Below are 25,857 nucleotides of genomic sequence, written 5' to 3'. Positions count from 1 at the left end.
TAAACTGTTGAACGAGGAGGAATCGATATGGCAATTCTGGCCGTGAATAATTTAAAGAAAACTTATACGACGCGTTTTGGCGGGAATCAGGTAAAGGCTCTGACGAATGTCTCATTTCAGGTTGAGAGCGGAGAATACGTGGCGATCATGGGAGAGTCCGGCTCCGGAAAAACAACGCTGCTGAATATTCTGGCAGCGCTTGATAAGCCGACAGGCGGAACGGTGCTTCTGGAAGGGCAGGATCTCTCGCGAATCCGTGAGGCTGATAAAGCAGCTTTTCGCCGGGATAATCTTGGCTTCGTATTCCAGGATTTTAATCTGCTTGATACATTTACCCTGCGGGACAATATTTATTTGCCGCTTGTACTGGCAAATATGTCTTACCGGGAAATCGAAAAACGACTGGCGCCGATTGCAGAAAAGCTAGGAATTACAAGCCTGCTGGACAAATACCCATATGAGGTATCCGGAGGCCAGAAGCAGCGTGCAGCCGTAGCGCGGGCGCTGATTACACAGCCGAAGCTTGTGCTGGCAGACGAGCCGACGGGAGCGCTTGATTCCAAGGCAACAGATGAACTTCTGCGGATGTTCAGTACGATAAACCAGGACGGCCAGACAATTTTGATGGTAACGCATTCCGTAAAAGCGGCCAGCCATGCCGGAAGGGTGCTTTTTATCAAAGATGGAGAGGTGTTTCACCAGATTTACCGGGGAACCAGTACGAATGAACAGCTTTACCAGAAGGTTTCCGATACGCTCACGATGCTCGCGACAGGTGGTGACCGGTCATGAGAGAGAAAAAGGGTAAAATTTATTCAAGGCTGGCTGTTACCGGAATGATGAAAAATTACAGGATTTACGTACCGTATCTTCTCGCTTGTATTGGAATGATCATGATGTATTATATTCTGAATTTTCTGATGAAAAGCAAAGATATTGCGTCCATAAAAGGCGGGAATAGTCTGCAGCAGATGCTTTCCTTGGGAAGCGGCGTGTTTATTGTATTTTCAGTGATCTTTCTGTTTTATACCAATTCGTTTCTGATCAGAAGCAGGAAACGGGAATTTGGCCTTTATAACATTCTCGGAATGGGCAAGAAAAATCTTGCAAGGATTCTGGTCTGGGAAAACGGAACAGTGGCAGTGATTTCACTTGCAGGGGGGATTTTCTGCGGTATTCTGTTTTCAAAGCTGGCAGAACTTTGGCTTGGGTACGTTCTGGAAGGAACGGTTACGATGAGCTTTACTATAGATACCCGGGCTGTTTGGGAATCTGTGAAACTTTTTTTACTGATCTTCTTGCTGCTTCTGTGCAATGCACTGTTTCAGGTGGGAAAAGCAAAGCCAATTGATCTTCTGCACAGCGCTGAAGTGGGAGAAAAGCCACCGAAAGGGAACTGGTTTTTAGCGATTGTGGGATTTGGAATGCTGGGGGCAGCCTATTTCATAGCAGTCAGCATTGAAGACCCGATGTCTGCATTTATGATGTTTTTTATAGCGGTAGGAATGGTAATTGTTGCCACGTATCTTATTTTTGTCGCGGGTTCTGTCCTGTTGTGCAGGATACTTCAGAAGAATAAAACATATTATTACAAGGCAAATCATTTTATTTCGGTTTCGTCCATGGTATACCGGATGAAGCGAAATGGCGCGGGTCTTGCATCTATCTGTGTGCTGTCAACAATGGTCCTTGTAATGCTTTCTGCGACATCCTCTCTGTATTTTGGTAATGAGGCGCGCCTTATGGGCCGATATCCGCGCGAGATTGAGCTGTATGCGTATACTTCGGATGAGGCGCAGCAGCAGAAGATTTCAGATACAGTGGATGAGATTTTGAACCGCAATCAGATAGAGCAGGAAAATGTATTGCAATACCGTTATATGTCTGTTGGCGGGTATTTTGAAGGAAATCAGGTGTATCTGAATGAAGAGAAACTGAATCAAAACTTTGGAATGATAGATTTTTCAAAGATCCGGGATATTTATCTGATACCGCTGGAGGATTACAACCGTCTGATGGGACAGACGGAGAGCCTGAATGAAAATGAGGTCATTCTCTATACGGCAAATGCAGCTTACGATTACGCCACACTGACGCTAGAAGAGTGCGATACCTGGACCGTCAAAAAGACGGTGGATCGTTTTATTGATAATGGAGACGCCATGTCAACAATTCTGGATTCATTATTTGTTTTTGTGCCGGATAAATCGTATCTGGACCGGTTTGCGGAAATAGGGGAGGAGAAATTCAATGAGAGTGGTGTTGCCATGACCTGGTACTATGGCTTTGATCTGCCAGCCGATGAAGAAGTACAGCAGCAGATTGCGGCAGAGATTAGTGACGGAATAGATCAGGCATTTGGAGAAAATGATAAAATGCCGCGTATCAGAAGAGAGTGCCGTGCAGCGGAGAAGGCTGATTTTTACGCTCTGTTTTCCGGATTGTTTGTTCTGGGAATCCTGCTTGCGATTGTGTTTCTGGCAGCTACGGTTCTGATTATGTATTACAAACAGATTTCGGAAGGTTTGGAGGATCAGTCGAGATTTGATATCATGCAAAAGGTCGGCATGACAGACCGGGAGATCCGTAGCAGCATCCATTCCCAGATGCTCACCGTATTTTTGCTTCCGCTGCTTCTGGCAGGACTGCATACATGTTTTGCATTTCCAATTGTACAGAAACTGCTTCTGGTCTTCGGCATTATGGAATCAAGAGTGCTGCTGTACACAAATCTGATCTGTTTCGCGGTTTTTGGGCTGTTCTATGCAGTGGTTTACCTGATTACATCACGGAGCTATTATCGCATTGTGCGGGGCATTCGCAGATAGACATATCAGGCTTTCAGGAGTTTTACGGCAAAGAAATGTGAGGACGGAACTATAAAAGGAGCACAATCTTAATTCGCCGCATATAATAATACGAAGGAATATACGGCTGGAGGCTGTAAAGTGGCGAAAGTGATTTTGGATGCAGGGCACGGCGGCCCGGAACCGGGAGCTGTGTACGAGGGGAGGAACGAAAAGGACGATACGCTGCGCTTGGCGCTTGCGGTAGGAGAAATTCTGGAGAGAAACGGAGTGGATGTCGCATTTACGAGGACGGAGGATGTGTATGACACCCCGTTTGAGAAGGCTCAGATTGCAAACCGGGAGGGCGGAGATTTTCTGATTTCCATTCATCGAAATTCAAGTCCGGAGGCAAATCAGTATTCCGGTGTGGAGACGCTGGTATATGATAAATCCGGAAAAAAGGTGGAGCTGGCAGAAAATATCAATGAAGCGCTTTCACAGGTTGGATTTCGCAATCTTGGCGTGAAAGAGCGGCCGGGCCTTGTGGTTCTTCGCAGGTCACAGATGCCGGCAGTTTTGGTGGAAGCAGGATTTCTGAATACAGATGCGGATAATGAACTTTTTGATGAACAGTTTGATGCGGTCGCGCGCGCCATAGCAGACGGCGTGCTGAAGACCCTGGGAGCCGGAAGCATCGGGGCACAGGAACGGTATTACCGTGTGCAGACAGGTGCGTTCCGGCGCAGAGAGTACGCCGAGGATTTGCTGTACCAGCTTTTGGGACAGAATTTCCCGGCGTACATTTTGTATGAGGACAATTTTTACAAAGTGCAGGTAGGGGCATTCCGCCAGCTCGATAATGCGGTAAGAATGGAGGAAGCGCTTCGGAGGAAAGGGTATTCGACGTTTTTGACAACGTAAACTGTCATTTATCAACTTTCAAAAGAAAATATGAAAAATGATAAAGATGCTGACAAGAACACAATTTCAGTATATAATGGACGAATGGAAAATGAAAAAGAACGATTCGCAGACAGGTCAGAAATGACAGGAGTAAACAAGACGAAAAAAAGAACAGAATATACAGCAGAAGATGCAGCAGGGATAGGCGGGAGCAGGCTGGAGAATCTTCCGGAGCCTCTTCTTATATGGTTTGGGGAACATGCGCGGGTGCTTCCCTGGAGGGAGCGCCCGCTTCCGTATTATGTCTGGGTGTCAGAGATTATGCTGCAACAGACAAGAGTAGAGGCGGTAAAGCCTTTTTTTGCGCGCTTTACGCAGGCGCTTCCTGATGTGGCGTCTCTTGCTGTCTGCCAGGAGGAGCGGCTTTTGAAGCTGTGGGAAGGGCTTGGATATTACAACAGAGTCCGGAATATGCAAAAAGCAGCGCAGCTTGTGATGGAAAACTACGGAGGCGAGCTGCCGGCTTCCTACAGCGCGCTACTTGGTCTGCCCGGAATCGGAAGCTATACGGCGGGAGCAATCGCCTCCATTGCATACGGAAAAAAAGTTCCTGCTGTGGACGGCAACGTGCTGCGTGTGATCAGCCGCATAACGGGTGATGCGCAGGATGTTATGAAGCAGTCTGTAAAACGTCAGTATGAGGACAGGCTTCGGGAAATCATGCCGGAAGAAGCGCCGGGGGTATTTAACCAGGCGCTGATGGAGCTGGGGGCAACTGTCTGCCTGCCAAACGGAGCACCGGAGTGTGAGCGGTGTCCGGTAAAGGATCGCTGCTATGCAAAAGCGCATGACTGTCAGATGGAGTTGCCGGTCAAGGCGCCAAAGAAGGCGCGGAGAGTCGAAAAGCGAACGGTTCTGGTGATTCGCGACAGCGAGCGGGCGCTGATTCGAAAAAGACCGTCCAAGGGTCTTCTGGCGGGGCTGTATGAGCTTCCGAATCTGGAGGGATGGCTGAAACAGAGAGAGGCGCTGGATTATGCGAGAGACTGTGGGTTTCGTCCGATCCGTATTATGCCGCTGCCCGATGCAAAGCATATTTTCAGCCATGTAGAATGGCAGATGACAGGCTATATGGTTCAGGTGGAAGATGCAGAAGATTTTTCCGGCTCCATTTTTATTGAACCTGCAAGGACAGAACGGGAATACCCGATTCCTGCGGCATTTTCCGCATATGTAAAATATCTCAGCATCCGTCTTGGACAGGAGAAGTATGAAAAAGGCTCAGAAATGGAAATCATAGAGAGTGTATTATTTGAGAAGAAGATAGCAGAAGAGGAGTAAGAAATGAAAATATTATCCGTGGCAATTCCGTGCTACAATTCAGAGAGCTATATGGAAAAGTGTATTAAGTCCATGCTTCCGCTGGGGGAAGATGTGGAAATACTGATTGTAGACGATGGTTCTCAGAAAGACCGTACCCCGCAGATCGCAGACAGCTATGCAGCAAAATATCCTGGCATCATCAAGGCCGTACACCAGGAGAACGGCGGACATGGAGAGGCTGTAAATACAGGGCTTCGCAATGCAACCGGACTGTACTATAAAGTAGTCGACAGTGATGACTGGGTGAATACCAAGGCGCTGGAAAAGATCATAGAACGTCTGAAGGTCCTGGAGCTGGAAGGCGGTGTGGACATGTTGCTGGCGAACTTTGTGTATGATAAAGTCGGCGTTCACCATAAAAAGCTGATGCGTTTTGCAAATGTATTTCCGCGTGACGAGGTGTTTGAATGGGACGCCATGCGGCATATGCGTCAGACACAGTACATTCTGATGCACAATATTATTTACCGCACGCAGCTGCTTAAGGACTGTGGGCTCGTACTTCCGAAGCATACCTTTTATGTAGACAATATTTTTGCATTTCAGCCGCTTCCGTATGTGAAACGCCTGTATTATATGGATGTGAATCTGTATCACTATTTCATCGGGCGTGACGATCAGTCTGTGAATGAAAAGGTCATGATCGGCAGAATTGATCAGCAGATTCGAGTAAACAAAATGATGATTGATGTCATAACAGCAGAAGATTTTTCAGATAAAAGCAGTCAGCTGAAAAAGTATATGACGATTTACCTGACAAAGATCATGACAGTGACTTCGATTATGCTGATTCTTTCCGGGACGTCAGAGGCGCTTGAAAAAAAGAAAGAGGTCTGGGACTATTTGCGCAGCAAGGATGAAGCTCTGTATAAAGAGATACATGCAAGTCTGTTGGGTGTGGTGATGAACCTGCCGGGTTGGCTGGGCCGGAAATGTTCAATCGGGGCCTATAAGATTGCACAGAAATTTGTAGGATTCAATTAAAAAATAATACGGTCGTCTGACAGGGACATACACGGTCAAAAGAAAGCAACTTGTGATTCTGTGTATGTCCTTATTGGGTATCGGAAGAACAAGAACGGAAGGGGTACGGAAATGTTAAAGATAGAACGAGGGGATATGCTGGAGCTGACACGGAGAATGACAGTGTCCAGAAACTGCTTCAGCCGTATTGCAGGAGCGTACATGGATGAAGAGGGATTTGTGGATGGAACGTTTCATACGCATTTTCTGAAGCTGTCGGGAGCTGATAAGACAAAGAATCTGGCACTTGCAAAAGAGATTCTGATCGCTGAGACGAACAACAATCTCAGACATTACAGATTTGCGAAGGAGAGTCAGAAGCCCGGCAGCTTCTGGCAGCTGTTGATGGCGCTTCGCGAATGCGAGCTGAAAAATGATGCATTGCTTTATTCAGCTTATGAACACATAGGTGAGGTCTATCAGACAGAGCATCCGTATTCGATTTATTTTTATTTCGGAAATTATGACGTTCCAAGAAAGGGGGCAGATAAGGCAGAACAGTGGGAATCAGAAGAGGTTTTCCGCTTTCTGATCTGTACGATCTGTCCGGTGAGCGGAGATTATGAAGTGGGAAAGCCGGAATGTGGTTTTCTGTTTCCGGCTTTCAGTAATCGAAGTACAGACTGTGATGGAATCAATATCTATCAGGCAGATCTGCAAAAGCCTCACAGGGAACTGGAGCAGATCATCGGGATATCAAATCGATGATTATCGAAAGATTACCGATAGCTTTTCAGGCCTGAGACAGAAGCTGACTTCCTTATAGAATCCAGGCACTTCTCCGTCTGTATGTGTACAGATGGGTGTCTGCGCAGTCACAATGGCACTTTGGCATCGGACAATCTGTATTCCCTTGTGGCCGACATGCTTGCCCAAAAGAGCCAGGGGCAGCAGCATGAGTGCCCGAGGGCGGGAAATACCATTGGCAATGATGAGATCCAGACAGTCATCGTCCGGCTGTGCGTTGGGGCAGAATTGAAAACCGCCGCCCTCATAGGGCAGGTTCATGGCAGCCGCAAAATAGACTTTCCGGAAAGAGACTGCGGGACCGGCATCTGTACGGATCTGAAGACTCTGACGTTTCATGGTAAAGAGCTGCCACAGAGCAGTCAGGAGGTAGACCAGTTTTCCGCAATGAAAAAGATTTAAGGCTTTTTTCAGCTGGGAATCCTGAATTGCATAGCAGACAGCAGCATCAAAGCCGACTCCGCTGCTGACTGCAAAAGAGGTTCCTGCCACCTGCCCGATATTAATTCTTTTAATTTTCGTGGGGTGTAGAATGCGGTGCAGTGATTCAAGCGGTTTTACAGTAAGACCAAGCCCCCGCACAAAGTCATTTCCGGAACCGGTGGGGATGCAGGCAAAGGTGATATGCTCAAAAGATGTAAAACCGCTGATGATTTCATTGATGGTTCCATCACCGCCCACTGCGACAACAGTAATGCGTCGGTTCATTTCACTCAGGCTGCGCGCCAGTTTCCGGGCTTCTCCCTTTCCGGACAGAAGATAAAACCGGTAATCTGCGCCGAGTCTGTCAAGCTCTGCTTTTACGAGGTTCCACACAGTGCGTCCACGGCCTGAGCCGGACGCCGGATTTACAATAAAATAATACATAAAATTCCTCCGGATTTATCTATATTTTAGCCATGTTCATTCTATCAGCATTTCGGTTGGCAGGCAATATTTTTTGACAGTATTCGTCTGCCTTGCTTATTTTTCCAATCCACTTTATAATAAAACAGATAATGAAAAATTTAGGAAAGGAAATTGGCATCAAATATGAAATCAGTTACCCTTTTGCGTGTATTTATTGGAATCTGTTTTTTTATTCTGTGTCTTATTTTTCTTGGAAATTTGTTTGTGCCATCATCGACGCAGCCGTTTGAGCGCCGTTATACGTTTGTCTGTCCGCTGCAGTGGGCGTATACTGCGGCGGGAATCCAGGACGCAGACCGCGACTTTTCTGTTAATACAAAGCTTGTGGGCATGGAAGAGCTGAATGCCGGGAAGCAGGCACAGGCAATCCATGATGCAGTTCTGGCAAAGGTGGATGGCATCATTACTGCGGGGATGGAGGATTCCGAGGTATTGCAGGAAGCGATTGACCATGCACAGGAACAGGGGATTCCTGTAGTGCTTGTGGATAATGATATGCCGGATACGAAGCGAACGTGCTATATCGGCACAGACAATTACGAAGCAGGCGTGATGGCAGGTGAGGCGATGTACAAGGCGACAGAGGGAAACGCGAGAATCGGTATTCTGGTCTCATCTTTGAGTGCGCCGAATCAGCAGGAACGGCTGGCAGGCTTTGAGAAAGCAATCAGAGCATATCCGGATATGCAGGTTGCAGGGGTCCTGGAATGTCACTCAGAAAAGCTTGAGGTGAAAGAAAAGCTTCCGCAATTTCTGGAGGAAACAAAAATAGATGCATTGTATATTACGGAAGCAATTGCGACTTCTGTAGTCGGTGATGTTATGAAGGAGAGGCAGATAGAGCCGGACCGAATGCGTGTGATTGCATTTGACAACACAAATGAGGCAATTTCTTATATGGAAGAGGGGCTTTATCAGGCATTGATTGTACAGGCTCCATATTTGCAGGGCTATCTGGCGGTACAGACGCTAAATGATATTCTGGATGGAAACGGGATTGATGAGATTATCCACACAGAATGCAGGTATATGGACCGACAGAGCAGCAAGAATCAGGAATGGTCAGATGGAGGTGCAAAATGGCACATGTACTGACAAATACAAAGAAAAAGCGGAATACCATCCGCGAAGAGCTTCACGGCTATCTGCATCAGATTTTTTTCATTGTCATATTTATGATTGTTTTTACGGTTTGTTTTTTTGTGCTTTCTATGTTCCATATGCAGCAAGAGACGGACCGTATTTATTTGGTAAACGATTTTTATACAGAGCTTCAGGCGGAACAGGAGCTTTTGTATCAGTATACGCTGAAACAGGATGTACTGATGGAGGAGCGGTTAGATGATGGTATGGAGAAACTGCAGGAAGCGCTTAAGGGGTTGCTGGTTCTTGAGGTAAGCACGACATTTCGCCGGGATGTACTGGATTTGATCGGTGTGCAGGAAAATTATTGCGGCAAAGTAGAGGAGATTCGCGGACTCATTGCGTCGGGCAGTAAAATACAACAAATCAATGAGGCGTATTACACTGCGAGAAATATGCATGATATCATGTATGATACTTTCCAAAATCTGTATCAACAGGTATTGGAAAAAAGCAGGGAAACGGCAAAGCGCTCCTGGATGTATTTTTTCTGTTTTGTGGGAATGCTGGTGCTCACACTGTTTCTCTTGATTCGTTATCTGCTTTTTCAGATACAGAATACGGAAGAAAAAATTGCGAGCCCGATTCAGCATCTGGCAAAGGACGTACAGAAGATTGATCTTCTGCATCTGGATGCTGGGGATGATCTGGCGGAGCTTTCTGATGTGGGAGCAAACGAGGAAGTCACGCTTCTGATTGAAAAATATAATGCAATGCTTGATAAAATCAAGCGGCAGCTGGAGGAGCGGGAGGAATATCACCGCACGGAGCTGAAGCTGAGGGAACAGGAAGTATTGCAGCTTCAGACAAGCAATGAGCTGAAAAAAAGTCAGCTGATGAATCTGCAGATGCAGATCAATCCTCATTTTCTGTTTAATACCCTGACCATGATTTCCCATACGGCTTATCTTGCCAAGGACCGGGAGACGGTGGAGCTGCTTGACATTACTTCAGAACTGCTGAGATATGTGCTGGATTATTCCGACAAGGCGGTTACGCTCGGCAAAGAAATGGAAGAGCTGGGAAACTATATTTATCTGCTGGAAAAAAGGTTTGGCAGGCGGATCAGCTTTCTGTTTGATCTAGATGAGTCATTTCATGATGTCCTGATCCCGAATATGATCCTGCAGCCGCTTCTGGAAAATGCGATTGTTCACGGTGTGGGGATGTATACAGAAGGAGGACGTATCCTGATCCGGACGTTTTATGATGAAGAACAGGGGATCGGGAATATCTGCATTGTGGATAACGGTGAGGGTGTTTCCAAACAAGAGGCAAAGCGTATTGAGCAGGAGATGAAGTCAAATCAGATCGCAACAGGTAAAATAGGGCTGTGCAATGTTGCGTTCCGGCTAAATATTTTTTTCCAGGGCAACGCACGGATGTATTTTAGGAGCATGCCAGGTGAAGAGACAGAAGTACGGATTGAGATTCCATGCGAGAGGAGGACAGAGCGTGTATCGGATTGTGATTGCTGATGATGAAGCGATGGAACGGAAGGTTCTAGAAAAGATGATTCGCGAAAGCTGTCCCGAGGCGGAGCTTTTGCCGAGTGTGTCTAACGGGATTGAGCTGGTGAACAGCATTGAGACGTATGCACCGGATATAGCAGTGATTGACATCAATATGCCTGGCTTTAATGGACTGGATGCCATGGAAATTGTGCGGCTGAAAAATTTGCAGACACATTTTATTGTAGTGTCAGCGTATGGAAAATTTGAATATGCCCAAAAGGCGATTCACCTTGGCGCATGTGACTATCTTCTGAAACCGGTATCTGAAGCAAAACTGGCACAAAGTATTCAAAAAGTGGCCGGGCAGCTTCAGGAGGAACAGAGGCAGCAGGCCGATAAAAACGGTATAGCGAACATGGTTCAGACGTATCAGACAACGAGAGAGAATGAACTGATGTCCGCGTTGCTGCTCGGTGAGCTGTCAGGAGAACAGACGGAATCCTATTTGTCTGAGCGGAACCGGAAATTTTATGCAGGCTGTATTTTGTGTGTCCGTTCTCTGGAGGAATGCGGAAATACAGATACAGAAAGGGATATTTTTCTACATTTCCTGGAACAGATGAAAAGAATCAGCAGCTGTATGGGAAAGGTCTACAGACACGACCTGATTGTGTGTCTGTTTTTGGGAACGGAAATTTTAGACCACGAATGGAGAATCGGCGTGGAAGATACGCTGACATGCGTGCTTTCTGCACTGGGTGAAAAGAAACTGAAAATCGGAGTCAGCGGGTACAAATATGTACCGGAAGAGCTGTATGACGGGATTCGGGAAAGCCAGGCCGCTCTTATGGGCGGTTCTTCGGAGAGCGGGCAGTTTTTTTCAGAGGAGATTGTATTTTACTCTGCTTTGGCAGGCAGGGGCAGGAAAAACAGCATACCGTCGATGCTTGACCAGTGCATGGAGTTTCTCCGCCAGAAGAACCAGGCCGGATTTTCAGATGCGTTGAAACAGATTGAGGAACATGCCGGGGGCTCGAAGGCCCCAGGAAACATACTCAGTCTTTATATGGCAGTGTTCTTATACCGGGCAGTGCAGCAGATTGCCCCTCACAGGCGCATGGAGCTGTTTTGCAGCAAAGCATACAGCTCAATATTTGAACAGACCGATACAACCGCTTTGCTGACAGATGTATATGAGCTGGCAGCCCGCCTGATTTTTGGAGGAGAAGAGCCTGCGTATCACCGCTATGTCCAGAAAAGCCTGGCGTATATTGAGCAGCATTATATGGAAAATCTGACTCTGGACCAGGCGGCAGGGGAAATCGGAATCAGCAGTTTCTATCTGAGCCGCCTTTTTAAGCAGTGCCTGGACAACACATTTTTGAATATTCTGACGAATCTACGTCTGACAAAAGCTTTGGAGCTGCTTGCATCGGAAAAATACACAGTTCAGGAAATCAGTGAGATGGCGGGATATCTGAATGTGTCCTATTTTTACAAGCTGATTAAAAAGCAGACGGGACTGACGGTCAGTGAGATAAAACGATTGCTGTGAGTCGGGGATTTTATCTTTACGTAATTTTAAGCACGTGATAGAATTAATCAATAAAGCGTAAAAATAGTGATTACTTGTAGTGATAACATGTTTGTTGTCAGAAAGGGTGATATGTGAAGTAATAGTAAAATAAATAGTATTTAATTCCCATTAATCAGGAAAAGTATAAATTGGATTAATGGGAGTTTTTTTATTTGCCAAAATGTTTTTGTATTTGAATGATCTGAGGAAAAGAAGAAATAAGACTTCCTGTCTTTTTTTCTATTTTTGATTCAAATTTCCTTGTTATATTGTTAAAAATTAATAAATTTTTGATACTTTCATGCTGGAAACCAGCAAAAACGTTGAAAATTTTTGTTATTATGTTATACTCTTAAAAGATGTCTATATTTGCAGGAAAATGGCGATATCCAGAATCGTATGAATTGATTACAGGGCTGATTAGCTAAGCTGCTACCATAAGATTTACGCTTCAGGTAAACGATAAAAACGAATGGAGGAGTGGCATGAAAGTTAGTTCGGAGCAAAAGCGAGAAGCTATCGTGTTTTTTTGTTATTTACTGCTTATCGGAATTGATACGGTGGTTTTTGGTATACTGTGGAATTATTATTATAATGCCCGGCTGTTTTCGGTCAACAGTGCAATTATTACTGGTTTGTTTCTGATCACATATACAAGTCTTGCCAGGTTGTACAGTGGATTTGATATTAAAATGCAACGCATTCAGGAGCTTGTTTATTCCCATATCATTACATCATTTATGACAGGTACACTCATATATCTAGTAACCTGGATTATAGAAAAAGAAATGCCTAATATGCTGCCGATTTTCGGCTGCATATGTTTTTGGTCGGTTGTTTCAGTATTATGGGCATATTGGACAGTCCGTTTGATGAAATCGATTATTATTCCGGGAAGGGCACTTGCTGTTTATGATAATCTGATTGCGTATAAAAACGGCATAAAAATGTCATCGAAACTTAACTGGAGGTTTTCTCTGGAAAAGGAGATCAGTATAGGTGAAGGGCTTGATAGGATTTTTGATGAGCTTGCATCTGGATTGTACAATTTTGTTCTTTTGCTTGGTGTGGCTTCCAGCGAAAGAAATGATATTATCAAATACTGTATATCAAATGATATTGAGATATGTGTCCGGCCGAATATAGGTGACTTTCTGATACAGAGCGGTCATATGGCGCAAATTGATCACCTGCCGGTGATGTTCCTTGGCAGAGGAAAGTCAGGTGTATTTTATTTGGGGGTTAAACGGTTTTTGGATGTATTTTTTTCATTTCTGGCACTGCTTGTTTTAAGCCCGGTTCTGTTGCTTACTGCTCTGGCTATAAAACTGGAAGACGGCGGTTTGGTTTTTTACAAGCAGGACCGCTATACAATTAACGGTAAAGTGTTTTCTATTTATAAATTCAGAAGCATGAAAGAGAACGCTGACAATGGTGGCACAGAAGGGATTATCACAGTGCAGAATGATATCAGAATCACAAGAGTAGGCAAAGTAATCCGCAGGTGCCGGATTGATGAATTGCCTCAGCTTTTGAATATCCTGAAAGGCGATATGTCAATCGTTGGGCCGCGTCCAGAAAGGATTGAGGCGGCTGACATTTACCAGAAAGAAATCCCGGAGTTTAAACTACGGCTGCAGGTAAAGGCAGGATTGACAGGTTATGCGCAGGTTTACGGGAAAGCAAACAGTGCTCCGTATGATAAATTGCAAATGGACTTATACTATATTGGGCAGCAGAGTATTGTGACTGATATGAAGATTGTTCTTGCAACAATAAAAATTATTTTTATGCCCGAGAGTACAGAGGGTTTTTCAACCGGGATTGAGAAAGAAACAAAAGGAGACAGGAAATAAAGGAAGGGGCGTATGAGGATGACGGAGGCATATGAGAAAGGAATGACAATATGGCTGATACAGCAGCACAGTATGCCGCCTGAACTGGGACATTATAACCGGCAGAATAATTTCGGAAAATATCTGAAGCGGGACGGATACAGGCCGATTGCATTTGCAGGAAGCAAGCTCCACAATTCTGATGTCCAGATGATTACGGATGGAAGCAAATATAGGATGTATACGAAGTCTGATTGTCCATTTTGCTTTATCAGAACCTGTGATTACGGGGAGAGCAAAAAAAAGCGGATTATAGCGGATTTTCAATTTCATTGGCGTTTATATAGAATCAGAAAAAAATTTCCGAAACCGGATCTTGTGCTTGGTTCCTCCTCTTATATGCTGTCCGCCTGCCTGGCGATCATGTTTTCTAGAAAATTCAAGTGCAGGAGTATTGTTGAAGTCAGGGACTTATGGCCCCAGGCAATTGTTGAGTATCTTGGATTTTCTCCGAAAAATCCAATTATTAGGATGTTGTATCAGGTTGAGAAGTGGATGTATACAAACGCAGATGAGCTTGTATTTACGATGGAAGGAGCGAAGGACTATATTGTAGAACATCGGCTTGACAAGGCGCATGGAGGACCGGTTGATCTGAAAAAAGTGCATTATATTAATAATGGTGTGGATTTAGAAAAATTTATTGAAGTGAGAGAGCAGAATTACTTCTACGACGAGGATTTGGCTGATCCGGACAAGCTGTGTATTGTTTATACTGGCTCAGTGAGAAAAGTTAATCGTTTGGAGTATATGTTGGACATTGCGAAGTATTTTGCGGGGACGAACGTATATTTTCTGATCTGGGGACAGGGGAATGAGAGAGAGAGGCTTGAGAAAAAAGCAAGAGAAGAAGGGATTGTAAATATCAAATTTAAAGGACATGCGGAAAAAAATAAAATTCCTTCGATTCTTTCGCAGGCTGATTTTTTATTTCTTCATTTTGAGTACAAGCCGCTGGTAAAATACGGTTATAGCCCGAATAAGCTTTTCGATTATTTCGCTGCACAGAAGCCGATTATCTCTGATGTGGACTGCAAATATGAACTGGTCAGAAGCAATCAGGTAGGTATTGTTGTTCCAAATGATGATGCAGAGATGGCGAGCCGTTTCATTAAAGAAATGATTGAGAATAAGGAAAATCTGGAACTATACAAACGTAATATTGCGGAAGTTGTGAAACAGTACGATTTTGCGAATTTAACGAAAAAGTTAGAGAGTTTGATCGCAAGCGATTCATGAGATACAGAAATCCAAAAACAGAAAATGTGGGTACGGATGAAAAGAAAAAGAGCATGGTAAATGTGGTGGAGGAACATAGCGAATGAGATACGCATTGATTGGCTGCGGAAGAATTTCTCTGAATCATATTGCAGCAGCAAAAAATAACCTTCTGGAAATTGTCGCTATATGTGATATGGTACCTGAACGTATGAACGGGAAGTTTGGGCTTCCTGACAGTGTGAAAAAGTATACGGATTACAGGGAGCTTCTTGAAAAGGAAAAACCTGAGTTGGTGGCAATCGCAACAGAGAGTGGAAAACACGCTGCTGTTGCGATTGATTGTATTCATGCGGGCTGTCATGTGATTATCGAAAAGCCTATTGCTCTGTCCATGGAGGATGCTGACCGCGTGATTACATTGGCAAAGAAAAAAGGGGTGCTGGTTTGCGCGAATCATCAGAACCGTTTTAATAAATCAGTTCAATACATCCGAACAGCAATGGAGACAGGGCGGTTTGGCAGGCTTCTCCATGGAACAGCACATATCCGCTGGAACAGAGGAAAAGATTATTACATGCAGGCTCCGTGGCGAGGTACATGGGAGCAGGATGGCGGTGCATTGATGAATCAGTGTATCCACAATATTGATTTGCTTCGATGGATGATGGGCGATGAGATCGACGAGGTGTTTGCCTACACGGACAATTTGAAGCATCCGTTTATGGAAGCGGAGGATTTTGGAGCAGCGCTGGTAAAATTCAGGAACGGTGCGTATGGAGTGATAGAAGGAACCACGAATATCTATCCGAAAAATCTGGAAGAAACTCTTTATATATTCGGAGAATATGGGACAGTCAAAGCTGGAGGAAAATCTGTTAACAGGATTGAAGAGTGGAACTTTGCAGATGCGCTTGATGATCCGGCTTACGTGAAACATGCATACTGTGAAAATCCGCCGGATGTGTATGGGTATGGGCATACTCCTTTGTATGCAGATATGATAGAAGCAATACAGACAGGCAGAGAGCCGTACGTAACCGGAGAGGATGGAAAAAAAGCTCTGGAGCTTGTTCTTGCCATTTATAAATCAGCTTATGAGGGACGGCCGGTCAAACTGCCGCTTCAAAGCTGTGCTACTCTTGATTTTAAGGGGCGATTTGAGCCATGAATCAAAACTATTTCGTTCATGAAAGCAGCTATATTGATGAAAATACAATCATTGGTGAAGGGACAAAGATCTGGCATTTCTGCCATATTCAAAGTGGGGCGCACATTGGGAAAAACTGTTTGTTGGGACAGAATGTGAATATCTCGAATCATGTGAAAATTGGCGATGGCGTGAAGATACAGAACAATGTTTCTGTTTATGAGGGCGTTGAGCTTGAGGACTATGTTTTCTGTGGTCCTTCCTGCGTATTTACAAATGATCTGACACCGAGATCAAAATATCCGAAAGGCCCGCAAGGTTATAAAAGAACGCTTGTCAAAACAGGGGCAAGCATTGGTGCAAATGTTACGATTGTTTGCGGCCATACAATTGGAAGCTGGTCATTGATCGGCGCCGGGGCAGTTGTTGTATCAGATGTTCCGAACTATGCTCTGATGCTTGGTGTTCCTGCGAGGGTATCAGGTTGGGTATGTGCGTGCGGGAGAATACTTGATAAAGAGTTGCATTGTGCCTGCGGACGTAAATATCAAAAATGCAGGGACGGATTGGAGGAAATCGCGTGCAGTTTAGAGACCTGAAAGCACAGTATCAGGCATTGCGGCCTGAAATAGATTCGGCGATTCAGACAGTCCTGGATCATTCCGAATTCATTCTTGGCAAACCGGTAGCAGAGCTGGAAGAACGGCTTGCCGCATATGTGGGACGCAAGTATTGCGTTTCCTGTGCAAATGGCACAGATGCACTGCAGCTTTCTTTGATGGCCATGAATATCGGCAAAGGTGATGTGGTATTCACCTCTGATTTTACTTATTTTGCTTCAGCGGGGGCTGCTTCACTCCTTGGGGCAACTGTGATTCTGGTGGATATTGACAGGAGAACGTTCAACATTTGTCCTAAAGCACTGGAAAGGGCTGTGCAGCGTGTTCTTGCAGAAGGGCAGTTGATTCCAAAAGTGATTATTCCCGTCGACCTTTTTGGTTTGCCGGCAGATTATTCTAATATTATTCCAATAGCCGAAACGTATGGCTTGAAAGTTTTAGAAGATGGTGCGCAGGGCTTTGGCGGCAATGTGAACGGCAGGTCTGCCTGTTCCTTTGGGGATATTTCAACAACTTCCTTTTTTCCGGCAAAGCCTTTGGGATGCTACGGTGACGGAGGGGCAATCTTTGTGGATGATCATCAGCTTGCAGAGCGGTTGCGTTCTCTGAGAGCACAGGGAAAATCATCTGCGGATAAATATGATAACCGTGAAATCGGCATTAATTCCCGTCTGGATACGATACAGGCAGCAATCCTTTTACCGAAGTTGCGCGCGTTTATAGAATATGAGCTGAGCGCAGTCAACCAGGCAGCACAGTGGTATACAGAACGGCTGAAAAACACAGTTGCTACGCCGTATATCCCGGATGGATTTTATTCCAGCTGGGCGCAGTATACGATTATGCTGGAGGATGACCGGACAAGAGATCGCGTACGGGAGGCATTAAAGGAACATGGTATTCCTTCAATGATCTATTATCCGAGGGGGATTCATCAGCAGGAAGCATATCAAGCAATGTGCTTTTCGGATGAGTGGTATCCAAATACCATCCAGGCAACGAAAACGGTTCTCAGTCTTCCGATACACCCTTATCTGAAGGAGGAGGATGCAGACCGGATTTGCAAGGTGATTATTGACAATGTATAAGAGGAAAAAGATGGAGTTTCATACTATTTATCAGGGGCTCATTTCTGGAAAAGAAAAGCTTGCACTGGTCGGGCTTGGATATGTCGGACTGCCGGTTGCAGTAGAGTTTGCAAAGCATGTGCACGTGGTAGGTTTTGATATCAATGAGAAGCGTGTGACTGAGTACCGAAATGGAATTGATGCAACGAATGAGATCGGCGAGGCAATCAAAGATACGACGGTAGATTTTACCTCTGATCCGCGAAGGCTGAAAGAGGCAAGGTTTATTATTGTAGCTGTCCCGACGCCTGTGAAAGAAGATAACAGCCCGGATTTTTCATTTCTTGAAGAGGCTTCAAGAATTGTAGGACAGAATTTGCATGCAGGAACCATTGTTGTATTTGAGTCTACGGTATATCCAGGTGTGACGGAAGAACTATGTGTTCCGATTATGGAACGGGAATCCGGGTTAAAATGCGGTGTGGATTGGAAAATTGGCTATAGTCCGGAACGGATTAATCCGGGAGATCGTGTACACACGTTGTCTTCGATCCGGAAGATTGTTTCAGGAATGGATCAGGAAGCAGCGGACGAGATTCAAAAAGTATACAATATTATCATTACAGGAGGCAGTTTCCCGGTATCCAGTATCAGAACAGCAGAGGCCATAAAAGTGATTGAAAATAGCCAGAGGGATATTAACATTGCGTTTATGAATGAAGTTGCTATGCTATGCGACAAGCTGAACATAGATACAGCTGAGGTCCTTGCAGGTATGAACACAAAGTGGAATGCGCTTGGTTTTAAACCAGGACTGGTAGGCGGGCACTGCATTGGCGTCGACCCTTATTATCTGACAGAGGTTGCAGAGAAGCTAGGCTGTGACAGCCGTATGATTTACAGCAGCAGGGAGATCAATGACAGCATGGGTGCGTTTGTTGCAGATGTGGCTGTCAGGGAAATGACGGAAGTTCATAAAGATCCTGCCAAAGCCGTTGTTGTGATATTAGGATTTACCTTTAAAGAGAACTGTCCGGATATCAGGAACACCAAAGTTATGGATCTGGTAAAACGGCTCAGAGTGTATGGGGTGGAACCTGTTGTTGTGGATTTATGGGCGGATGCTGCGTCTGTAAAAAAAGGCTACGGAGTGACTTTGACACCATTTGATGAAATACCAAAAGCTGACTGTATCATTGTTGCTGTCGGACATAAAGAGTTCAGAGCAATGTCTGTGAGCCAACTTGGAAATATGTTCAAAAGCGAATTGCCTGACCATGAGAAAGTTCTGCTGGATGTAAAGAGCCTGTATCGTATAGATGAGCTTTCAGCATCTGGTATGAGGTTCTGGAGATTATAAGGATATGAAAATATGTTTTGTAGGCCCTGCGAGCAGTGTGCATCTTGTGAAGTGGTGTAACTGGTTCGCCGGACGCGGCCACACGGTTCATGTAATTTCATTTACAAAAGGAGAAATCCCGACAGCTGATGTCCATTTGATTGACACAGGCGTTGACCCACAGGGAAGAGCGCTTGCTAAATTAAAATATATGCTGACCGGAAAACAAATGAAACGGCTGATACAGGAAATCAGACCGGATATCATCAACGTTCATTTTGCGACAAGTTATGGAATTGCAATGGCTCTTTCCGGGATAGAGGGCTACATTCTGTCAGTATGGGGTTCGGATGTTTATGATTTTCCAAAGAAGAGCCCGTTGCACAAAGCATTGCTGAGATTCAGCCTGAGGAAAGCCGCATACTTATTTTCCACAAGCCGGGCAATGGCCGGTGAAGCCGGCAGATATACGGATAAAAAGTTTGAGATTACGCCGTTTGGGGTGGATATGGAATTATTTCACCCTGATAAAAGAACGGGGGGAGAAGCAGAACGGTTGTCTGTTTTGAAAAAAGAAGATTTTGTTGTCGGCACAGTAAAAGCGCTTTCGGATAAATATGGCATTTCGTATCTGTTAAAGGCTGTTGCAGAGGTCAGGAAGCATACGGTTATTCCGATAAAACTGCGTATTGCCGGAAAGGGCGTGCAGGAGGAGGAATACCGGCAGTTGGCGAAAACACTGGGAATTGACGATATTACAACGTGGCTTGGCTTTATTTCTCAGGATGAGGCGGCAGAGGAGTGGGCGAATATGGATGTCGCGATTATTCCGTCCACATTAGATTCGGAATCTTTTGGCGTGTCCGCCGTGGAAGCACAGGCCTGCGGAACAGCAGTGATTATTTCCGATGTTCCCGGACTTATGGAAGCAACAATTCCCGGAAAGACGGCTGTTGTTGTAAAGCGAAAGGATGTGCAGGGAATGGCCGGCGCGATCATTGCACTTTATAATAATGTTGAAAAACGAAGGGCCATGGGCAAAAGCGGCAGACAATTTGTGCGGGAGCGTTTTGAGCTAAATGATTGCTTTCTTTCAATAGAACAATTCTATAACAGATTTAAGGAAAAGGCGTAAATGAAACGTTGTATATTTTATCTGCCGTATAAATTGGAGGAACATGGAAAGGGCGCAAGAATGATGCGTCCGCGCAAAATGATACAGGCATTTCGGGAAATCGGCTATGATGTCTTTGTGATTGAAGGCTATTCCAGGGCAAGAAAACGGCAGATCAGACAATTGAAAAAATGTATCAGACATGGTTTTCAATATGAATTCATGTATGCGGAGAGCAGCACGATGCCGATATTGCTGACAGACCCACATCATTTGCCGCTGCATCCGTTTGTGGATTTCGGTTTTTTTCGCTGGATGAAAAAAAGGGGGATTCCAATCGGATTATTCTACTGCGACATCTACTGGAAATTTGACAGCTATGGTGAAACATTGCCTGGGTGGAAACGATTTTTCTCATTAAAATGTTATGTATATGATATACGGCAGTATGTAAAGCTGCTCGATCGTTTTTATATACCAAGCGGGAAGTTACTGGATTATCTTGCGTCAGAGGCACTTTCGGAACGCTCAGTTTTGCTGCCTCCGGGTGCAGAGGAGCTGCGTATAAGACGGGACGCAAGCAGAATCCGTGATTTTTCGGTAAATCCGCTGCATGTATTCTATGTCGGAGGAATCGGCGCACATTATCAGATAGAGGCATTGATCCGGGCAGTGAGCCGTACGGAGAACTGTGTTCTTACTTTATGTTGCCGTGAGCATGAATGGCAGAAGGAAAAAATACGGTTTGAAAAATTCCTGAATGAGCGTATACAGATTGTTCATAGAAACGGGGATGAATTAGAACCTTATTATGACAATGCAGATATAGGCGCTCTTATATTTGAAAATGGAGCGTATATGAATATGGCTATGCCATATAAAGCTTTTGAATATCTTGGCCATGAAATTCCCGTTATTGCAACAAAAGACACGGCAATTGGTCATTTTACAGAGCAAAATGGTACCGGATGGGTGATTCCTTATCATGAGGACGCGGTCTGTTCCTTACTGAACAAAATTCTGCACAGACCTGAAATGTTAGGTGAAAAACAGAAAACTTGTATAGAGACGAAAAAGCAGAATCTGTGGAAGTGCCGTGCGGGAATGGTTGAGAAAACGTTAAGTCAGATGAAAGCGTAGGAAGGACTGGGCGAGAGAATATGGTGGTCAGCCGAAAAAGAACTTATGAATTATTGCTTATTGTTTCCGTGGGTTTTGAACCAATTAAATTATTCATTGATAAATTATTTTTTTTCATGCCTGGAAATTTAATTGATGTATTTTTGTAACTATTCAGCACCCCGTTTAGTGCATATTGATTTTTGGTCAAAACAGAGAAAATAAAATTTCTGTTTTACCATTACTTTATCACGAAAAGTGGATAACTTTTCAATATAACTGCCAAGTGCTTTTGGCCTGTGGATTATGGCATCATCAATCCTTGATCACAGCCTAATAATGGACTATTTGTCAATTTTATCCGAGAGTTATCGGCAGTTAATCTCTGATTTTTTCTGGTTATCCACCGTCATTTTGACAGTACACCAAAACGATATGATTCGCTTTTTGGCTCATTTTCCGTTAAAATAGAAGTATCAAATTTTATCGGAAGAAGGTGGTCCGGTTGACAAACGATGAACTGATTAAACAGTTATTACAACAAAATGAAGCATTATCAACAACTATCGCTGCTCAGACTCAGTTGATTGCCCAACTCAATCAGACCATACAGGAACTGAAGGAACAGCTTAACAAGAATTCCAAAAACAGTTCCAAACCGCCATCCAGCGATGGCTTTAAAAAGCCTGCCCCAAAGAGTCTCCGGAAGCCATCCGGGAAAAAAGCTGGCGGGCAGAGCGGACACCAGGGAACACATCTGGCGGTGATAACAGCTCCGGACGAAATCGTCAGGCATATGCCATCCTCATGCGGAGGATGTCCGCACTATCAGATGTGTAAAGGCACCGCATGCATCGCAGAAAAACGCCATGTGATTGATGCGGTTGTTACAGTCAATGTAACAGAACATCAGGCACTGGAACTTCCAATCTGTATGCTGCATGGGGACACCCGCAGAGGAGAATTCCCTTCTGATGTAAAAGCAACCGTACAATATGGTGAAAACCTGCAGGCACTATCTGTCGCATTAAACACCGTGGGTGCAGTCAGCATCAAACGCACTCATGAGATTCTTTCCGGAGTATTTAACATTCCGATTGCAACAGGAACGATCAGCAGCATGGTAAAAAGATGCGCTGACAGCCTGAGTGAAACAGTCGGTAAGATAAAGGATAAGATGATCGGTTCCTCACTTGGACATTTCGATGAAACCGGAACCAGAGTGGATAAAAAGCTCTGGTGGGTTCATGATGCCTCAAACTGTGAATATACCTATCTTGATATCAGTCCCAAACGTGGGACCGAAGGCATGGAGCAATGCGGTGTTCTCCCAGAATTCAGAGGGATTGCCATGCATGACTGCTGGGCTTCCTACTGGAACTACTTGGATATACGGCATGCAGTCTGCTGTGCCCATCTACTCCGTGAGCTGACAGGGATAAATGAAAATCATCCTGACCAGAAATGGACATCTGCGTTTATAAACCTTTTACTGGAAATGAAAAAGGTCAAAGAGAAAGCGATAGAGAAAGGCAAGGACTCTCTGAGCTATTATCACTATCATAAGTTCGATAAGAAGTATGATGAACTCCTCGAACTGGCAAGGAAAGAAAATCCTCTTCTGGAAACCACAGAGAAAAAACGTGGACGGAAGAAAAAGGGAAAAATCCTTGCCTTGGTAGAACGCCTTGCGAATCACAAGGCCTCGGTCTGCCTTTTTATCCATAACTTCATGGTTCCGTTTGATAACAACCAGGCAGAGCGTGATCTTCGGATGATAAAGGTTAAGACCAAAGTATCCGGCTGCTTCCGAACTGAAGAAGGCGCCAGAGATTATCTGAAAATCATGTCCTACGTTGGTACGGCACATAAGCAGGGATACAATGCTTACGAAGCAATCAAAAATGCAATTTCAGGCCACCCTAATTTCATCTTTGAATAGTGTTGGCTCTGAATAGTTACGTATTTTTTTATACTATTTATCTTGGATTGCTTCTCTGTCATTTTAAAGATATATTTCCTTTGCTGAGTATAAGAAAATATATTCTGCTCGGTTTCTGGTTCGCATACTGCCTCTTTATGGTGCTTAGTTTTGGGGCGGACCGTATGGTGTACCTGGAAACATATATAAAGGCTATGCCAAGGTGTTTTTTCTTCTTTGTGACAGGATTTTCGTTCTGTTATCATTTTGATAAAGTGGAACAGATATTTGAGAAACTTCCAATTGTACTGCTTGCCTTTCAGGCGCTGAATTTTATTTTGTACGGTGTCAGGGGAGAGATGGTGGCGACATCCGGCTATGTGAAGGAAATCACGTATTCGATGGAGCTCGGTCATGCCTGTATTTTTCCTGTTTCTCTGGCTGTTGTTATGTTTTTCTTTCATGACAGGAGGAAAATCGTTTATCTGCTTACTTCTATTCTGGGAATGATTCTGATTATTGGGGCGGGGTCAAGAAGTCCGGTTGTGTGCGTAATGGCTGTTATATTGATCTGCATCACGATAAAGAAGGCGAAAAAGGTCCTGTATGTTCTGATATCAGTAGCGGTACTGGGATTCCTGGCGTTTGTTTTTCAAAAGGAAGCAGTTTTGTCATTGATGGAAGCTATTTTTGGACGGATCGGCCTGAGTACGAGGATTATTGACGCATTGTCTTCCATGGACATCTTTAGTTTTTCCAATCGGGATTCTATTTTAGGAATTGCATTAAGCGGGATAAAAGAGCATCCTTTTTTGGGGCTGGGCGTGTTTCGTGACAGGTTGTATTTATTTGAAAACTGGGAAACATATTTGAAAAATTATCACATTCATTCGATTAGCTATTATCCCCACAATATATTTGTCGAGTTATTCATGCAGTTCGGCGTGTTTATGGGCGGTATTTTGATCCTGTTTCTTGTAAAATGGATCAAAAACAGTTTTCAGTATGCACGTAAGTCAGGACAGCTGATTCTCTATTTGCCGTTACTGTCTACAGGATTTTTGATATTTTTGTTTTCAAAAAGTTATGTGATGACGCCTGCATTTTATTTGTTTTTGGGTTATGCAATCTCATTATCAGAAAAAGCGGGCAGTTTTCAGATGTGGAAAGGGCTGAAACTGCGATATGGGACAAAAGAGAAAACAAAATCAGTCTAAGATTTGGACCCAGCTCCAAAAGGGTATTTTGCAGGTGTTTAGCGCGAGCGTAATCAACAAGATTGTTGCAATGTTCAGCAACATGGTTCTTACCAGGATGCTGGCCCAGAACGAATATGGAATATGGAGCTATGTGCTCAATTTTTATTCTTATGCACATCTGATTATGGGGCTGGGCCTGGTTGCAGGAGCTTTGCAGTTTGGCGCGGAAAACAGAGATACACCTGAAGAAAACAGGTTTTACCGGTACTGTGCCATGACAGGACTGGTAGCTAATTTTGCCATTATCGTTCTTTTTATTAGTGCGTCGTTTACGGGAATACTGTCCATCAGACAAGCAGGAGTCTATATTCGAGTTTATTTGCCGATTATTCTGTTAGAATATCTGTTTGATTTGCTGATGACAATTCTCCGCTGTAAAAACAAATTCAGTATTTACTCGAAATTGCTGACTTTGAATACGGTTCTCGTTGCAATGTGTACCTGTTTTGGCGCAGTCTGGGGCGTAGGAGGCGTGGTTGCCGGAAAGTATCTGGCAGCGATGGTATCTCTGCTTATCACTATTTGTGCTACGTATCAAATAGTGTGTTGCGTCCTCCGCGCTGAAAAGTTAAATTTCGCACAGAAAAAGGAACTCTGGCATTATTCGATTTTTAATGGCATCAGCAGTGTTTTAAGTAGATTCCTGTATCTGATTGATGTTTCAATGATTGCAGTGCTGCTCGGTTCCACAACGGAGCTGGCGATTTATAAAGTAGCTACTCTGATTCCCAATGCGCTTACTTTTATTCCCGGCAGTGTTATCATATGTATTTTGCCTGATATAGTGGCAAATAACAGAAACTTACCGTGGCTGAAAAGAAATATCAGAAAAACGTTCCAGTGTTTATTGGCTGTGAACGTGATGCTCAGCTTGCTCATTATTTTATTTGCCCCTTTGATTATACGAATTGTTTCCGGTGAACAGTATCTTTCTTCCGTGGAACCATTTCGAATATTGGTAGCAGGCTATTGCATATCTGGTACGTTCCGTTCTTTAAGCGTTAATGTACTTGCAGCGCTCAGGGCAGTCAGATTTAACGTGATATGTGGTTTGCTTATGTGTGTCGCAGATATAGGATTAAACTTACTTTTTATTCCGCAGTTCGGAATGACAGGTGCAGCTTATGCTACCTTTGGAGGAGAATTCATCGGAAGTGTGCTGTCGTTTGGTTATTTAATCTGTGTTTTACGAAAAAGGTCTTTATGAGCAAGAATAAATGATGTGGAA

The 25,857-nt window shown here is 44.3% G+C and carries 21 protein-coding genes; 20 read left to right on the top strand and 1 reads right to left on the bottom strand.

Features of this window, described 5'->3' with window-relative positions:
• Positions 1 to 27: 27 nt before the first annotated feature.
• The 6 genes from AC6I2O_RS14355 (at position 28) to AC6I2O_RS14330 (ending at position 6,806) form a co-directional block, all read left to right on the top strand.
• Complete coding sequence (locus tag AC6I2O_RS14355) at positions 28 to 792, top strand: ABC transporter ATP-binding protein (protein ID WP_120393009.1); 765 nt, start codon at positions 28 to 30, stop codon at positions 790 to 792.
• The gene (locus AC6I2O_RS14350; protein WP_120393010.1) at positions 789 to 2,828 is read left to right on the top strand and encodes an FtsX-like permease family protein; all 2,040 of its coding nucleotides are present in this window, start codon (positions 789 to 791) and stop codon (positions 2,826 to 2,828) included. The genes AC6I2O_RS14355 and AC6I2O_RS14350 overlap by 4 nt, the downstream gene beginning before the upstream one ends.
• Before the next feature lie 120 nt (positions 2,829 to 2,948).
• Positions 2,949 to 3,710, top strand: a complete 762-nt coding sequence (locus tag AC6I2O_RS14345) for an N-acetylmuramoyl-L-alanine amidase (RefSeq protein ID WP_120393011.1) — start codon at positions 2,949 to 2,951, stop codon at positions 3,708 to 3,710.
• A gap of 30 nt (positions 3,711 to 3,740) precedes the next feature.
• Positions 3,741 to 5,033 carry an A/G-specific adenine glycosylase gene (gene mutY, locus AC6I2O_RS14340; RefSeq protein ID WP_497743028.1) on the top strand — a complete coding sequence of 431 codons (1,293 nt, stop codon included), beginning with the start codon at positions 3,741 to 3,743 and terminating at the stop codon, positions 5,031 to 5,033.
• Positions 5,034 to 5,036: 3 nt separating this feature from the next.
• Positions 5,037 to 6,059, top strand: coding sequence for a glycosyltransferase family 2 protein (locus AC6I2O_RS14335; protein WP_120393012.1), 1,023 nt, complete (start codon positions 5,037 to 5,039; stop codon positions 6,057 to 6,059).
• A gap of 111 nt (positions 6,060 to 6,170) precedes the next feature.
• The gene (locus tag AC6I2O_RS14330) at positions 6,171 to 6,806 is read left to right on the top strand and encodes a DUF4317 family protein (protein WP_120393013.1); all 636 of its coding nucleotides are present in this window, start codon (positions 6,171 to 6,173) and stop codon (positions 6,804 to 6,806) included.
• Here the strand turns inward: AC6I2O_RS14330 and AC6I2O_RS14325 are convergent, their stop codons facing one another.
• A complete protein-coding gene (locus AC6I2O_RS14325) occupies positions 6,807 to 7,712 on the bottom strand; it encodes a diacylglycerol/lipid kinase family protein (RefSeq protein WP_497743027.1) in 906 nt (301 codons plus the stop codon).
• A 165-nt stretch (positions 7,713 to 7,877) separates the two neighbouring features.
• Between AC6I2O_RS14325 and AC6I2O_RS14320 the strand changes: the two genes are divergently transcribed.
• The 14 genes from AC6I2O_RS14320 (at position 7,878) to AC6I2O_RS14255 (ending at position 25,836) form a co-directional block, all read left to right on the top strand.
• Positions 7,878 to 8,849, top strand: coding sequence for a substrate-binding domain-containing protein (locus AC6I2O_RS14320; protein ID WP_120393015.1), 972 nt, complete (start codon positions 7,878 to 7,880; stop codon positions 8,847 to 8,849).
• Positions 8,834 to 10,375, top strand: a complete 1,542-nt coding sequence (locus AC6I2O_RS14315; RefSeq protein WP_497743026.1) for a sensor histidine kinase — start codon at positions 8,834 to 8,836, stop codon at positions 10,373 to 10,375. Before AC6I2O_RS14320 ends, AC6I2O_RS14315 begins: the two co-directional genes overlap by 16 nt.
• Entirely contained in the window at positions 10,302 to 11,906 is a 1,605-nt protein-coding gene (locus tag AC6I2O_RS14310) for a response regulator (RefSeq protein ID WP_147412307.1), read from the top strand. Before AC6I2O_RS14315 ends, AC6I2O_RS14310 begins: the two co-directional genes overlap by 74 nt.
• A 506-nt stretch (positions 11,907 to 12,412) precedes the next feature.
• The gene (locus AC6I2O_RS14305; RefSeq protein WP_497743025.1) at positions 12,413 to 13,783 is read left to right on the top strand and encodes a sugar transferase; all 1,371 of its coding nucleotides are present in this window, start codon (positions 12,413 to 12,415) and stop codon (positions 13,781 to 13,783) included.
• A gap of 12 nt (positions 13,784 to 13,795) precedes the next feature.
• Entirely contained in the window at positions 13,796 to 15,061 is a 1,266-nt protein-coding gene (locus AC6I2O_RS14300; protein WP_497743024.1) for a glycosyltransferase family 4 protein, read from the top strand.
• Between the two features lie 82 nt (positions 15,062 to 15,143).
• Positions 15,144 to 16,211, top strand: a complete 1,068-nt coding sequence (locus tag AC6I2O_RS14295; protein WP_120393021.1) for a Gfo/Idh/MocA family protein — start codon at positions 15,144 to 15,146, stop codon at positions 16,209 to 16,211.
• Entirely contained in the window at positions 16,208 to 16,789 is a 582-nt protein-coding gene (locus AC6I2O_RS14290; RefSeq protein ID WP_120393115.1) for an N-acetyltransferase, read from the top strand. The genes AC6I2O_RS14295 and AC6I2O_RS14290 overlap by 4 nt, the downstream gene beginning before the upstream one ends.
• Entirely contained in the window at positions 16,771 to 17,898 is a 1,128-nt protein-coding gene (locus AC6I2O_RS14285) for a DegT/DnrJ/EryC1/StrS family aminotransferase (RefSeq protein WP_497743022.1), read from the top strand. Before AC6I2O_RS14290 ends, AC6I2O_RS14285 begins: the two co-directional genes overlap by 19 nt.
• A gap of 10 nt (positions 17,899 to 17,908) precedes the next feature.
• Positions 17,909 to 19,237, top strand: coding sequence for a nucleotide sugar dehydrogenase (locus AC6I2O_RS14280; protein WP_497743021.1), 1,329 nt, complete (start codon positions 17,909 to 17,911; stop codon positions 19,235 to 19,237).
• Positions 19,238 to 19,241: 4 nt separating this feature from the next.
• Positions 19,242 to 20,351, top strand: a complete 1,110-nt coding sequence (locus tag AC6I2O_RS14275) for a glycosyltransferase (protein ID WP_497743020.1) — start codon at positions 19,242 to 19,244, stop codon at positions 20,349 to 20,351.
• Positions 20,352 to 21,470, top strand: coding sequence for a glycosyltransferase (locus tag AC6I2O_RS14270; protein WP_497743019.1), 1,119 nt, complete (start codon positions 20,352 to 20,354; stop codon positions 21,468 to 21,470).
• A 484-nt stretch (positions 21,471 to 21,954) separates the two neighbouring features.
• Complete coding sequence (gene tnpC / locus AC6I2O_RS14265) at positions 21,955 to 23,391, top strand: IS66 family transposase (protein WP_497741574.1); 1,437 nt, start codon at positions 21,955 to 21,957, stop codon at positions 23,389 to 23,391.
• 164 nt (positions 23,392 to 23,555) lie between these two features.
• A complete protein-coding gene (locus tag AC6I2O_RS14260) occupies positions 23,556 to 24,587 on the top strand; it encodes an O-antigen ligase family protein (protein WP_497743018.1) in 1,032 nt (343 codons plus the stop codon).
• Positions 24,556 to 25,836, top strand: coding sequence for a lipopolysaccharide biosynthesis protein (locus AC6I2O_RS14255; protein WP_120393026.1), 1,281 nt, complete (start codon positions 24,556 to 24,558; stop codon positions 25,834 to 25,836). The genes AC6I2O_RS14260 and AC6I2O_RS14255 overlap by 32 nt, the downstream gene beginning before the upstream one ends.
• Positions 25,837 to 25,857 lie beyond the last annotated feature (21 nt).

It is taken from the genome of Blautia sp. St.27G3 (assembly GCF_059728505.1).
Note: the sequence above shows the minus strand (reverse complement) of the source record. Positions and strands in the feature narration are given on the sequence as shown.